The sequence below is a fragment of the Polaribacter sargassicola genome, from assembly GCF_021991835.1.
Lineage (GTDB): Bacteria > Bacteroidota > Bacteroidia > Flavobacteriales > Flavobacteriaceae > Polaribacter > Polaribacter sargassicola.
On record NZ_JAHDAU010000007.1, the window covers coordinates 87,511 to 100,468 of the forward strand.

Sequence of the window (12,958 nt, forward strand, 5' to 3'; positions counted from 1 at the left end):
AATAATTTTATAGTAAAGGGCTTAAAAATCGAGCTAAACGTTCTGATGTTTTTTGTTTGTTAGATCTATTTAAAAAATGTTCTAAATTTAATTTGGTAGCTAATTTTTTTCTTTCATTAAATTCATCAGAAATTTCTGAAGTTATTTCTTTATCAAAAATTAATGCATTTAACTCGTAATTGTGTTCAAAACTTCTGCAATCAAAATTTGTAGAACCTATAGAAATAATTTCATCATCAATATATATAACTTTACTATGAGAAAAATCGTTTCTTAAATAAATGTTTACACCGGCTTTTAATAAATCTTCAAAATAAGAATACATGCCATAAGTTGCTATTTTAGAGTCTGTAACTTTAGGTAATAATAAAGTTACTTTTACACCACTTAAAGCTGCAATTTTAAATGCTTCTAAAATTGCTGCGGTAGGTATAAAATACGGATTTAAAACACAAATACTTTTTTCGGCTAAGTTAATAAGACTTAAATATTGTTGCATAACAACAGCTTGGTTGTAATCTGGGCCGCTAGAAACAATTTGAATTTTTTTGTTACTAGAGATATTAGAAACGGTATTGTATTTTTCTTTTTGACTTAAATTAATATCTGATGCATAATAGAAATCTTTTAAAAAAGTATCATGTAAATCTTTTACAGCACAACCTGTAATTTGTACGTGTGTATCTTGCCAAATACCTAAATTGGTATTTTTTGTAATGTATTGATCAGAAATATTAACACCACCAGTAAAACCAATTTTGTTATCTATAATTGCAATTTTTCTATGATTTCTGTAATTTAAAGAAAAAATAAAACTACCAAATTTAAAAGGTGTTTCTGGATAAATTTCTACACCAATTTCTTTCAGCTTTTGTTTAGTTGATTTTTTTAAACTAAAACTTCCAATAGAATCATATAAAACACGTACCTCTACATTTTCTTTTCTTTTTTCTTCTAAAAGAGTAATAATATTCGATAAAATTTCTCCGTCTTCAAAAATGTAATATTGTAAATGGATAAAAGATTTGGCGTTTTTTATAGCCTTATAAAGCGCTTTAAAAGTTTCTTTTCCGTTTTTTAAAACAACTACATCATTGTTTAATTGTAAAGGTAAATTTGTATTATTAAAAACTAAATTAGATATTTTGGTTGCTTTAATATTTTGCAGTTCTGTAACGTTTTTATTGGTTGTATTTGTAAAGTTTTTTTCTATATATTTTTTTCTTTTTTTAGTTTCTTTAAGTTCAAAATATTTTATTTTTCTTCTATTAATACCAAATAAAATAAAAGTAAAAACCCCTACGTAAGGAAACATAAAGGTTATTAAAATCCAACTTAAAGATTTAGAAGGTTTAACGCCAAAATATAAAATATTGTAAAAAGCCCAACTAAATAATAATAAATGAATAGATAAGAGTATTGTGTAAATCAATCTTTATAATTTTTTTATCATCCAAACACTACAAGAATAATGACCTGTATTTCCCATTGGTTTGTCTAGGTTTGTAAAACCATTTTTTTTATACAATGTTTTTGCGGCTTCCATATAAGGCATTGTTTCTAAATAACAGCTTTTATAACCTAATGTTTTTGCTTGTTGTAAACAGGTTTCTATTAGTTTAGATCCTAAACCTTTTCCTCTAATAACAGGCAAAAAATACATTTTTTGTAGTTCGCAAATATTTCCATCAAAGTTATCTAATTTTGCAATACCTGCACCACCAACAACTTTGTTTTTGTGTTCTATTACGTAATAAAAAGAAGTTGGTTTATTAAAGTTTTCAAACATTAAATCTGTAGCTTTGTCTTCATAAGCAGTTCCTATTTTAGGAGCTCCCATTTCTAAAATTACTTCTCTAATAACAATTGCCATTTCTGCATTGTCTTTAGGTTTAATTTCTCTTATTATAAAATCTTTACTTGTCATTTATTACTGTATTTTTGCAAGAGCAATTTAATTATTATTTTAAAGAATTAAGATGAAAAACTTTTTATATTTTACATTTATATTTCTGTTGTTAACTAGTTGTTCTGTTAACGAACAACCAATTTTTATAAAAGTAGATAATGTAGAAGTAGTTAGTTTTACAGGAGGAGAAGTTAACTTAAAGGCAAATGCTCTTTTTGAGAACCCAAATGATGTTGGAGGAAAAATATCTACAGATGAAATTGCAATATTTGTAAACGATATAGAAGTTGCACAAGTTTCTTCTGAAGAGTTTGATGTACCAGCCAAAAATAATTTTACAATTCCTTTAAAAGCAGTAATACCAACTAAGAAAATTTTTGAAGCAAATAAAAATGATGCTTTAGGTGGTTTATTAGGATCTCTACTAACAAATAAAATTAATGTAAGGTTTAAAGGCAGTTTAAAATACGCTGTATTTGGTTTTAAAAGTGAATTTTTAATTGATGAAATTGAAGAAATAAAAATTAAATTTTAAGTTATTACTCATAAAGATTACATAAAACGTTGTTTGCAAATAGCGCAAAAAGGCATTGGTTTTACAAGGCCAAATCCTTCTGTAGGTGCTGTTATTGTTTATAAAGGTAAAATTATAGCAGAAGGTTTTACATCGCCTTACGGCGGAAGTCATGCAGAAGTTAATGCAATTAATGCCGTAAAAGATAAATCGCTTTTAAAAGAAGCTACAATATACGTAACCTTAGAACCTTGTTCTCATTACGGAAAAACGCCGCCTTGTGCAGATTTAATTGTAAAAAACCGATTTAAAAATGTAGTAATTGGTTGTGTAGATTCTAATAGTTTGGTTGCTGGTAAAGGTATAGAAAGGTTAATAAATGCGGGTATTAATGTAACTGTAGGTGTTTTAGAAGAAGAATGTAGAAAGCATCACAAACGTTTTTTTACAGTTCAAGAAAAGAAAAGACCTTATATCATTTTAAAATGGGCAGAAACTTTAGACGGATTTATAGCGCCTAAAGAAAAAGATGAACAGAAACCTGTTTGGATTTCTAATAAATATTCGCAACAATTAGTGCATAAGTTTAGAAGCGAAGAACATGCTATTTTAGTAGGTACAAATACGGTAATTGCAGACAATCCTAAATTAAATGTTAGAAGTTGGTTTGGCCAAAACCCTATAAGAATTGTTCTAGATAAAAATTTTAGAATTGATAAAAAAGCAAATGTTTTTGATAAAAGTGTAAAAACAATTGTTTTTACAGAAAATGAAAATAAAGAGAATACTAAAAATCTTTTTTTTGAAACAATTGATTTTTCTAAAGAGATTGCAAAACAAATTTGTAATGTTTTAAATACATATCAAATTCAATCTGTAATAATAGAAGGAGGTACGCAAACCATACAGACTTTTATTGATGAAAATTTGTGGGACGAAGCCTTTGTTTTTGTTGGTAACGTAAATTTTGTAAATGGTGTAAAAGCACCTCTTTTAAATAAACAAATTAAGCAACAACAAAACATCCAAACAGATGTTTTAAAAATATATAAAAATGATTAAGAATATTATTTTTGATTTTGGAGATATTTTTATCAACTTAGATAAACCTGCTACTTACAGAGAAATGGCGGCTTTAGGTGTTACCAAAATTACAGAAGAAATGGTTGATGTTTATCATCAATATGAACAAGGATTTATTACAACCGATGATTTTGTAAATTTTTATCATAATAAATTTGACTTAAAAAAAGAAGATTTAGTTAACGCTTGGAATGCGGTTTTATTAGATTTTCCGGTAAAACGTTTAGAGTTTTTAAAAGAACTAGCAGCAAGTAAAAAATACAGATTATTTTTATTAAGTAATACAAATGATTTACATATAAGTTGGATTAAAAAATCTTTAGGTGATACTTTTTTTAATGAATTTAAAGATTGTTTTGAGCAATTTTATTTATCACATGAAATTAATTTTAGAAAACCAAATAAAGAAATTTATGAGTTTGTTTTAAAAGAAAATAAATTAATTGCAGAAGAAACTTTGTTTGTAGATGATTTAAAAGAAAATACAGATTCTGCAAATAAATTAGGAATTTATACCTGGAATTTGATTCCGGGAGAAGAAGAGGTGGTAGAGTTATTTTTAAAAAATAAAATGGATTGATTTATTTAGTATTAAGTGTTCTTTTTGCAACTTCATTATTTGTAATATTTAAATATTTTGAAGTTTTTAAAATAGATACATTAAAGGCAATTATTATTAATTATTTAGTTGCTTTTTCTTTTGGTATAGGTTTATCTGAAGTAGAATTTTCTTTTGTAGAAATACCACAAAAGCCTTGGTTTTTTGGAGCAATGATTTTAGGAGCTTTATTTGTTTCTATTTTTTTTGTGATGGCAAATACTGCTCAAAAAAATGGAGTTTCTGTAGCTTCTGTTGCAGGAAAAATGTCTGTAGTAATTCCTATTGTTTTTGGTGTTTTTTTATACGATGAATCTGTAAATTTTTTTAAAGTTTTAGGTATTATTATTGCTTTGTTGGCTGTTTATTTAGCATCGGTTAAAGACCAGAATAGTAATGTAGAAAAAGCCAGTTTATTATTTCCAATATTACTTTTTTTTGGTTCTGGTGCAATAGATACAATTTTAAAATATGTAGAAGTTAATTTTGTGCCAGAAAATGAAGTATCACTTTTTTCTGGAAGTTTATTTGGTTTTGCAGCTTTATTTGGATTGATTGTTTTACTAATAAAAACCATTAAAAAAAGAGAATCGTTTGGTTGTAAAAATATAATAGGAGGTATCGTGTTAGGTATTCCTAATTATTTTACCATTGTTTTTATTATAAAAGCTCTACAAACAAAAGGTTTTGAAAGCTCTACAATTTTTACCATAAATAATGTAGCTGTCGTTATTGTATCTACAATTGTTGGTTTAATTTTATTTAAAGAACAGTTTAGTTTAAAAAATAAAATAGGTGTATTTTTAGCTATTGTAGGTATTATTTTAGTAACCATAGCATCATAATATGTTAGAGGACGTATATAAAACAATAGAAAAACCATCAGAAGAAACCTTATTTAAAGAAAAAGGATCTAAATTTTTTGGTTATGCTTTTCCGGTTTTATCAGAAGAAGATGTAAAGGAATATTTAGAAGCATTAAAGAAGCAACATCATTCTGCAAGACATTGGTGTTATGCGTATCAATTAGGTATTGAAAAAATTAAATTTAGAGTAAATGATGATGGAGAACCTAACAATTCTGCAGGCTTGCCAATTTACGGACAAATACAGTCTTTTGGAGTTACTAACATTTTAATTGTATCTGTACGTTATTTTGGAGGAACAAAATTAGGCGTTGGTGGTTTAATTTCAGCTTATAAAACATCGGCACAATTGGTCTTAGAAGCGTCAGATATTATAGAAAAAACAATTGATATTCATTTTAAATTAACTTTTGATTATGAGTTAATGAATTCTGTACAAAGAATTATCAAAGAAAAAAATATAGACATTATCAATCAGAAATTAGAAATGAATTGCGAGTATGTAATTTCTGTAAGAAAAAAAAATGCAGCATCAATTTTTAAAATCTTTGATAATTTGTACAAAGTTGATATTGTAAAATTAGAGTAGTTTAAAACCCTAAACCTTTTAACAAATAATCTGGGCAACGTGTAGGTTTCATTGTTTTGCTATTAACAAAAACCAAAGCAGTGCTTCCTGTGCAGATTAATTCATCATTTTGATTTGTAATTTCGTAATCAAATTCAATTTTTACCATTGGCTCCTTTTTCAAAATTGTTTTTATGGTTAAAACGTCGTCATAAAATGCAGATTTAATAAAAATACAGTTTAAAGAAATTACCGGTAGCATTATCCCTTTGGTTTCCATATCTTTGTATGTAACGCCTAAAGAACGTAACCACTCGGTTCTTCCTAATTCGAAGAATTGAGAGTAATTTCCGTGGTAAACAACCCCCATTTGGTCGGTTTCAGAGTATCGTATTCTTGTTTTTGTTAAAGAGCTTTTCAAAAGATGTTGATGTTTAAAATTTTAGCATTCTACGTAAAAAATAATTAATAATCAATAGGAATTCCATTTTTTTATACTGAATTTTATTCACACTTTTGTACCACTCAAAAAGGGATGCGGAGTTACCTTTTTTTATTTAATTTAATAACCAAAAAACTGCTTAAAAATAAATGACTATAACTGCTGACTCAGTTTGGAATGAATGCTTGGCTTTCATAAAGGACAATATAAAGCCACAAGCCTATAAGACTTGGTTCGAGCCAATAAAGCCGGTAAAGTTATCAGGAGAAGCTTTAACTATACAAGTACCTAGTAAATTTTTTTACGAATGGTTAGAAGAACATTATATTAAATTATTAAGAGTTGCTTTAGTAAGACAATTAGGTAATGATGCCAAATTGATTTATGACGTTAAAATGGAAAATAATTATAGCAGTAATAGACCGCAAATAGTTAAAATTCCTAGTTCTAATAGAAATCCTCTAAAGCCTCAAAAAGTTAGTGTTTCTTTAGAGTCTGATAAACGAGAATTAAGAAATCCGTTTGTAATACCTGGGTTACAAAAAGTTAAGATAGAATCTCAATTAAACCCTAATTATAGTTTTGCAAACTTTATAGAAGGAGACTCTAATAGGTTAGCACGTTCTGCAGGAATGGCAGTAGCAAATAAACCAGGAGGTACTTCTTTTAACCCATTACTAATTTATGGTGGTGTTGGTTTAGGTAAAACACATATTGCACACGCTATTGGTGTAGATATAAAAGATAAATATCAAGATAAAACAGTTTTATACATTTCTTCAGAGAAATTTACTCAACAATTTATAGACTCTGTAAAATCGAATACAAGAAACGATTTTATCCATTTTTATCAAATGGTTGATGTATTAATTATTGATGATGTACAATTCTTATCTGGTAAAGCAGGTACGCAAGATGTTTTCTTCCATATATTCAATCATTTACATCAAAATGGTAAACAGGTAATTTTAACTTCTGATAAAGCACCTGTAGATATGCAAGACATAGAACAACGTTTATTGTCTCGTTTTAAATGGGGATTATCAGCAGAATTACAAGCGCCAGATTACGAAACTAGAATTTCTATTTTACAAAATAAATTGTATAGAGATGGTGTAGAAATGCCAGAAGAAATTATAGAATATATTGCTAAACATATAAAATCTAATGTTAGAGAATTAGAGGGTGTTATTATTTCTATGATTGCACAAGCTTCTTTTAACAGAAAAGAATTTTCTATAGAATTAGCAAAGCAAATTGTTGATAAGTTTGTAAAGAATACCAAAAAAGAAGTTTCTATAGATTATATACAGAAAGAAGTATCTAAATACTTTGATATGGATGTTGCTACTTTACAATCTAAAACACGTAAGCGTCATATAGTACAAGCAAGACAGTTGGCAATGTATTTTGCAAAAAGGTTAACCAAGTCTTCTTTAGCAAGTATTGGTAGCCAAATTGGGCAAAGAGACCATGCAACAGTATTACATGCTTGTAAAACCGTAGATAATTTAACGGAAACAGATAAACAGTTTAAAAAATATGTAGAAGATTTAACTAAAAAGTTAACTTTCTAAATATTTATTTTAGCTTACAAATTCTAAGATTATTTTTCTCTTTAAAAAGAGATCTAATAAAAACTTTTAAAAAATAAATTTTAACTCTCTTAATTTTTTAAGAGAGTTATTGTTTGATATTTTTAGCAAAAATTATTGTGTATGTATAAAGTATTAATGGTTTGTTTGGGTAATATTTGCAGATCTCCTTTAGCAGAAGGTATTTTAAAATCTAAAGTAAATAAAGCAGATGTTTTTGTAGATTCTGCAGGTACAGGTGCATATCATGTTGGTAATTTGCCAGATCCTCGTTCTATAGATGTTGCTGCTAAACATGGTATTAATATAACAGATCAAAAAGCCAGAAAGTTTGTAGTAAAAGATTTTGATGAGTTTGATGTTATTTATGTGATGGATGATAGCAATTATCAGAACATACTTTTATTAGCTAGAAATAAGGCTGATGAAGAAAAAGTGAAATTAATTTTAAATGAAGCGCATCCTAATAAAAATCTAAATGTTCCAGATCCATATTATGGTGGTGATCAGGGTTTTGAAGATGTATATAAAATGTTAGATGAAGCTTGCAATTTCATCAGTAAAAAAATATAAAATGATTGGTAAACTTTATTTAATACCTACCACATTAGGAGACACAGAACCTTTAGAGGTAATGCCTTTGTCTGTAAAAAAAGTAATTGAAGAAATTGATTATTATATTGTAGAAAATGAAAAATCTGCAAGAAAATTTATAAAAAAAATTGCTCCTAAAAAACCACAACCGTCTTTACAGTTGATGTTGTTAGATAAATATGCAGAAGAAATAGAAACAACAAAATATTTAGATGTTTGTAAAGAGGGTATTAATGTTGGTTTATTATCAGAAGCAGGAGTTCCTGCAATAGCAGATCCAGGTGCAAGTATTGCTAAATTAGCGCACGAAAAAAATATTAGAGTGGTGCCTTTAGTAGGTCCTTCTTCTATTTTAATGGCAATGATGAGTTCTGGAATGAACGGACAGAATTTTGCTTTTAATGGTTATTTACCAATAGATAAATCTGAAAGAAAAAAAACAATAAAAGAATTAGAAAAAATATCTAAGGATAAAAATCAATCTCAAATTTTTATAGAAACACCTTATAGAAATGAGAAGATGTTAGCAGATTTAAAGGCAACTTTATCTCCAACTACAAATTTATGTATTGCTGCAGATATTACTTTACCAAGCGAATATATAAAAACATTTATGGTTAAAGATTGGAAACATCAACAACCAGATTTACATAAAAAACCAGCTATTTTTATTATTCACAAATAAATTTATTTGTAGAAATATTTATAATATAAAAAAGGCTTCATTTATTTAATAAATGAAGCCTTTTTGTAAATTAACGACTAATTTTAATAATAAATCAAACTTTAAACAGTAGCATTCTTTTCTGCTTCTATGTTAGAAAGATCGTAACCAGCAAACTTTTTTAAGTAAGACTGAATTGTAGATCCATAAGCATCAGAAAAGCGAACAGTACCATTACTTCTCAAGAATTTTTTTACATTTCCAGCTCCACTTAAATGTGCTGCTGCTAATATCCCAGATTCTGTAATTTTAATTCCGTTTATAGTTTTACCTACAGAACGTCTAATGTCTTTTCTTAAAATCCATTTATTAACTTTGCATAAAGCTACAAAGGCTTTTTCTTGTAATTCTGGATTTTTAAGAAAGTCTTCTGTGTTATAAATATCTAATCTATGTAAAGTAGTTTTACCAAATTGATATTTTCCTAAATAACCTAATGTGTTTACAACAGTGTATTTCCCTTGAGATTCTTTAAACGCTAACGCTTCTTTAAAACCTACAAAATCTTTTTGTAAATAAGGAATGTTAAAGTCTACAAATTTCGGAAAAGTAATCTTGTTGTTAGTATCTATTTTTTTATCAATACTTGTAGCATTAATAAACCCTAAAAATAAAATACTTAAAAATAAAAACTTTTTGATAAATTTAATTTTTCTGTTTAGCGGGTGCAAATGTATAATCAAATTTTAAATATACTGATAATCAGTGTGTTAAAATTTATTAAAAATATAGATAATGAAGCGATATCCCATTTTTGGTATTAATTTCTAGAGCAGGAGCAGGAATCTTTACGAAATTTATAACAGAAAAGACAGATTTTAAGAATTCCGAATTTGTTCTAATTTTTGTTAAATCTACATCTAAACTAAGGTAAAATTGTCTGTAAGGCTCTTGTATTGTTGAGTTTGCTGCGTTTTGGTTTCCAAAAAGCATGCCTTCTGCTCCATAACCCAAAGCTACATTTAACCACTTAGGAAACGAACTTTTTTTGTTAAAAGACCAAATATTGGCAGATAACCAATAAGTTTGTCCGTTATAATCTTTTAAAGTCTGTTGTAAAAAATTCTCACCTAAAGTATTAGGTCGCTCTTTTGCAAAGTGAGTTTGATGAAAAGAATACTTTACGGTAATTCTTTGTTCATTCCACAATAATTCTTGACCGACTAACAATCCTGTTCCGGTTGCATTTGCAAGAATATCTCCAGGGGAAGCCCCCCATTCTTTAGAAAAACCATCAAAAATTTCTACTGCAGTTAAAAAAGAAAAACCTAAAGTTGCTCCGTAAATTAATTGATTTTTTTTAGAAACACCTGTCCAATCTAAAACTTCCATACCAACTTTACCTATGTAGTAAGAAGTCATAAAATGACCCGCTTTATCCATTTGATTCCAATCATTATTATCATTTTTTAAATGAAAACTAGATTGAGGATAATCTGCATACCAAAGTTGATTTAAAGCTAATAAAGCACCACCAGCTAAAATACTTTCAGAGATTATAACAGCATTTCTTCTTTTTAAATTTAGAGTATCAGATTTTTTATAAAAAGAGGAAGTCTGCGCGTAGTTTGTTATTGTAAAAAGAGAAAATATGAATAAAAATAATTTTTGCATTCTTATCTATTTATTCTCTGTTTATTTATCCATTGGTGATATTTGGCAGCATTTCTATTATGTTGTGCCAAAGTTTTAGCAAAAACATGATAACCTAATTTTTCTACATTAGCACACATATAATAGTAATTGTGTTCTTGTGCATTTAAAACAGCATCAATTGCAGAAATATCTGGCATAGAAATTAAAGTAGGAGGTAAACCAGTATTTTTATATGTGTTATAAGGCGAGTTTATTTCTAAATCTACTGTTAAAACTCTTTTTACAACATAATCTTGTCCTTTATTTTCTTTGATACAATATATAATTGTTGGGTCTGCTTGTAAAGGCCAACCTTTTTTTAATCGATTTAAATATAAACCTGCAACAATTGGTCTTTCTGTAGTTTTAGCCGTTTCTTTTTGTACAATAGAAGCTAAAGTAATTACTTCGCTTTTTGTTAAATTTAAAGCTTCTGCTTTACTAAGTCTATTTTTATTCCAAAAACGATTGTATTCTCTAAGAATTTTATTTCTAAAATTATCTGCAGAAGTTGTCCAATAAAACTCGTAACTATTAGGTATAAATATTTGTAGAACAGATTTTTCTGTTAAATTGTTTTTAGATAAAAACTCTTCGTTTTTAAAAGAATTTAAAAGAGATAAAGAGTCTGTTTCTATTTGCTCTGCAATTCTACCAGCTAATTTTTCTAAAGTATCTTGATTGTTAAAAGAAACAGTTATTGGGTTTTGATTACCGCTTCTTAAAAGATTTATAACATCGTTATTAGACATCCCTTTTTTTAATAGGTATCTACCAGCTTTTGGTTTAGAAAAACTTTTTCTGGCGGCAACAAATAAAAATGAATTTGGGTTTTTAGAAATTTCAGAAATTTTGTCTTTTACATCTAATAATGTATCTGTAGAGTATACATAAAGTACACTTTCTGTTGTAATTGATTCGCCAAATATTTTTTTGTAGAAATTAAAACCAATTATTCCAATAACAAATAAAATGGTAGCAATAACTGCATATATAAATTTTTTACTCAATGTAATTGTTTTTTAAGAATAGCAAAATTAATCTTTTATTAACTGAAATAAAATTTCATCTTTAAATTTTCCTTCAGAAAAAATCCAATCTTTTTTTATTCCTATTTGTTTAAATTGATGTTTAGTAAAAAGAGAAATACTTTTAAGATTATCTGAAGTAATGTTAGCAAAAAGTTGATGTAAATTTAAATGAGAAAAAGAATAATTAATTAAAAGTGATAAAGCTTCTGAAGCATATCCGTTTTTTTGAAAATCTGGATGAATTAATATACCAATTCCTGCACGTTTATGTTGCGGATTAAAATCAAATAAATCAATCATACCAACTTGTTTTTCTGTTGATTTTTCTTCGATAAGTAAACGCAATTGTTTTGCCTCATAAATATCTAAGTGCGCATTTTCTAAATATTGTTTTAAAAGATATTTAGAAAACGGAGCTTGAGTATGACTTATTTCCCAAAAAGATTCATTATTTTCTATCTGATACAAAAATTGTAAATCTTCTGGTTCTAGAGCTCTTAAATTAATTAATTGGCCAGATAGAGACATAGGAAGTATAGTTGTTTTAAATTGATTTTATTTTTTTGATATCCAGGTGTTAGAAAAGTACTGTATAGCTTCTTTTTTGATAGCTTTTATAGGTACTTAGTCAACTGAAATTTCTCCGTTAAAAACAAATTTTGCAGGTCCTTTTAAAAATACATTTGTGTAAACACCATTTTCTTCTGTAAAAGAAACCTCTAAATTACCACCTTCTACTGGTAAAGCAATTAAATTGCTTGTTGTTTTTTTTGTTTTATGCATAGCTATTGCAACAGCAGTTACACCAGTACCACAAGCTAGAGTTTCATCTTCAACACCTTTTTCATAAGTTCTAACTCTAAATGTATTAGAATCTATTTGCTGTGCAAAATTTACATTACTACCAGGGTCTGAATAAGAATATCTAATTTCTTTACCTTTTTTATAAACAGGAAAATTATCTAGATTGTCTACCAATTCTACATGATGTTGAGTACCTGTATAAGCAAAAACAGAATTTTCTTTTACTTCTATATCATTAACATCAATCATTTTTAAAGAAACAATTCCGTTTTCTATTTCTGCAAAATGAGGTCCATCAACAGCAATAAAATTAGTTTTTGTATCTATAATTTTTAACTGTTTAGCAAACGCTACGGCACATCTACCACCATTACCACAAAAAGTTTGGCTTCCATCTGCATTAAAATAAATCATTTTAAAATCGTAGTCATCATCATTTTCAATTAAAATAACACCATCTGCACCAATACCAAAATGTCTGTCAGCCAAATAAGAAATAATGTCAGTATTTTCTTTTGGAAAGATTTTTGTTCTGTTATCTATCATTACAAAATCGTTTCCAGTTCCTTGATATTTATAAAAAGTTATATTCATA

At 27.3% G+C, this 12,958-nt stretch carries 16 protein-coding genes; 8 read left to right on the forward strand and 8 right to left on the reverse strand.

What is annotated here, in order from left to right:
- Positions 1–7: 7 nt before the first annotated feature.
- Positions 8–1,432, reverse strand: coding sequence for a cardiolipin synthase (cls, locus tag KI686_RS12165; RefSeq protein ID WP_237589594.1), 1,425 nt, complete (start codon positions 1,430–1,432; stop codon positions 8–10).
- A 3-nt stretch (positions 1,433–1,435) separates the two neighbouring features.
- Positions 1,436–1,927, reverse strand: coding sequence for a GNAT family N-acetyltransferase (locus tag KI686_RS12170; RefSeq protein WP_237589595.1), 492 nt, complete (start codon positions 1,925–1,927; stop codon positions 1,436–1,438).
- A gap of 52 nt (positions 1,928–1,979) precedes the next feature.
- On the opposite strand from KI686_RS12170, the gene KI686_RS12175 reads away from it, so the two are divergent.
- The 5 genes from KI686_RS12175 to KI686_RS12195 are packed head-to-tail and all read left to right on the forward strand — an operon-like array spanning position 1,980 to position 5,559.
- On the forward strand, positions 1,980–2,444 hold the full coding sequence (locus KI686_RS12175; RefSeq protein WP_237589596.1) for an LEA/WHy family protein: 465 nt from the start codon (positions 1,980–1,982) through the stop codon (positions 2,442–2,444).
- A 3-nt stretch (positions 2,445–2,447) separates the two neighbouring features.
- Positions 2,448–3,485, forward strand: a complete 1,038-nt coding sequence (gene ribD, locus KI686_RS12180; protein WP_368735871.1) for a bifunctional diaminohydroxyphosphoribosylaminopyrimidine deaminase/5-amino-6-(5-phosphoribosylamino)uracil reductase RibD — start codon at positions 2,448–2,450, stop codon at positions 3,483–3,485.
- A complete protein-coding gene (locus KI686_RS12185; RefSeq protein ID WP_237589598.1) occupies positions 3,478–4,086 on the forward strand; it encodes an HAD-IA family hydrolase in 609 nt (202 codons plus the stop codon). Before ribD ends, KI686_RS12185 begins: the two co-directional genes overlap by 8 nt.
- Positions 4,083–4,949: an EamA family transporter gene (locus KI686_RS12190; protein ID WP_237589599.1), complete on the forward strand. Its 867-nt coding sequence runs from the start codon at positions 4,083–4,085 to the stop codon at positions 4,947–4,949. Before KI686_RS12185 ends, KI686_RS12190 begins: the two co-directional genes overlap by 4 nt.
- A 1-nt stretch (position 4,950) precedes the next feature.
- Entirely contained in the window at positions 4,951–5,559 is a 609-nt protein-coding gene (locus KI686_RS12195) for an IMPACT family protein (RefSeq protein WP_237589600.1), read from the forward strand.
- Between the two features lies 1 nt (position 5,560).
- Here KI686_RS12195 and KI686_RS12200 read toward each other — a convergent pair whose 3' ends face one another.
- The gene (locus tag KI686_RS12200; RefSeq protein WP_237589601.1) at positions 5,561–5,959 is read right to left on the reverse strand and encodes an acyl-CoA thioesterase; all 399 of its coding nucleotides are present in this window, start codon (positions 5,957–5,959) and stop codon (positions 5,561–5,563) included.
- Positions 5,960–6,129: 170 nt separating this feature from the next.
- Between KI686_RS12200 and dnaA the strand changes: the two genes are divergently transcribed.
- From dnaA to KI686_RS12215, 3 genes are all read left to right on the forward strand, one after another.
- Positions 6,130–7,557 carry a chromosomal replication initiator protein DnaA gene (gene dnaA / locus KI686_RS12205; RefSeq protein ID WP_237589602.1) on the forward strand — a complete coding sequence of 476 codons (1,428 nt, stop codon included), beginning with the start codon at positions 6,130–6,132 and terminating at the stop codon, positions 7,555–7,557.
- Positions 7,558–7,698: 141 nt separating this feature from the next.
- Positions 7,699–8,148 carry a low molecular weight protein-tyrosine-phosphatase gene (locus tag KI686_RS12210; RefSeq protein ID WP_237589603.1) on the forward strand — a complete coding sequence of 150 codons (450 nt, stop codon included), beginning with the start codon at positions 7,699–7,701 and terminating at the stop codon, positions 8,146–8,148.
- Position 8,149: 1 nt separating this feature from the next.
- Positions 8,150–8,854 (forward strand): SAM-dependent methyltransferase, encoded by a 705-nt coding sequence (locus KI686_RS12215; RefSeq protein WP_237589703.1) that lies wholly within the window; start codon positions 8,150–8,152, stop codon positions 8,852–8,854.
- Positions 8,855–8,955: 101 nt separating this feature from the next.
- On the opposite strand, the gene KI686_RS12220 is transcribed toward KI686_RS12215, so the two are convergent.
- The 5 genes from KI686_RS12220 to dapF all read right to left on the reverse strand — a co-directional run bounded on the left by KI686_RS12220 (position 8,956) and on the right by dapF (position 12,957).
- Entirely contained in the window at positions 8,956–9,576 is a 621-nt protein-coding gene (locus KI686_RS12220) for a peptidoglycan-binding protein LysM (RefSeq protein WP_237589604.1), read from the reverse strand.
- 37 nt (positions 9,577–9,613) lie between these two features.
- Entirely contained in the window at positions 9,614–10,507 is an 894-nt protein-coding gene (locus tag KI686_RS12225; protein ID WP_237589605.1) for a DUF2279 domain-containing protein, read from the reverse strand.
- A gap of 2 nt (positions 10,508–10,509) precedes the next feature.
- Complete coding sequence (gene mltG / locus KI686_RS12230) at positions 10,510–11,538, reverse strand: endolytic transglycosylase MltG (protein WP_237589606.1); 1,029 nt, start codon at positions 11,536–11,538, stop codon at positions 10,510–10,512.
- A gap of 27 nt (positions 11,539–11,565) precedes the next feature.
- On the reverse strand, positions 11,566–12,087 hold the full coding sequence (locus KI686_RS12235) for a GNAT family N-acetyltransferase (RefSeq protein ID WP_237589607.1): 522 nt from the start codon (positions 12,085–12,087) through the stop codon (positions 11,566–11,568).
- A 96-nt stretch (positions 12,088–12,183) separates the two neighbouring features.
- The gene (dapF, locus tag KI686_RS12240) at positions 12,184–12,957 is read right to left on the reverse strand and encodes a diaminopimelate epimerase (RefSeq protein ID WP_237589608.1); all 774 of its coding nucleotides are present in this window, start codon (positions 12,955–12,957) and stop codon (positions 12,184–12,186) included.
- Position 12,958: the final 1 nt, after the last annotated feature.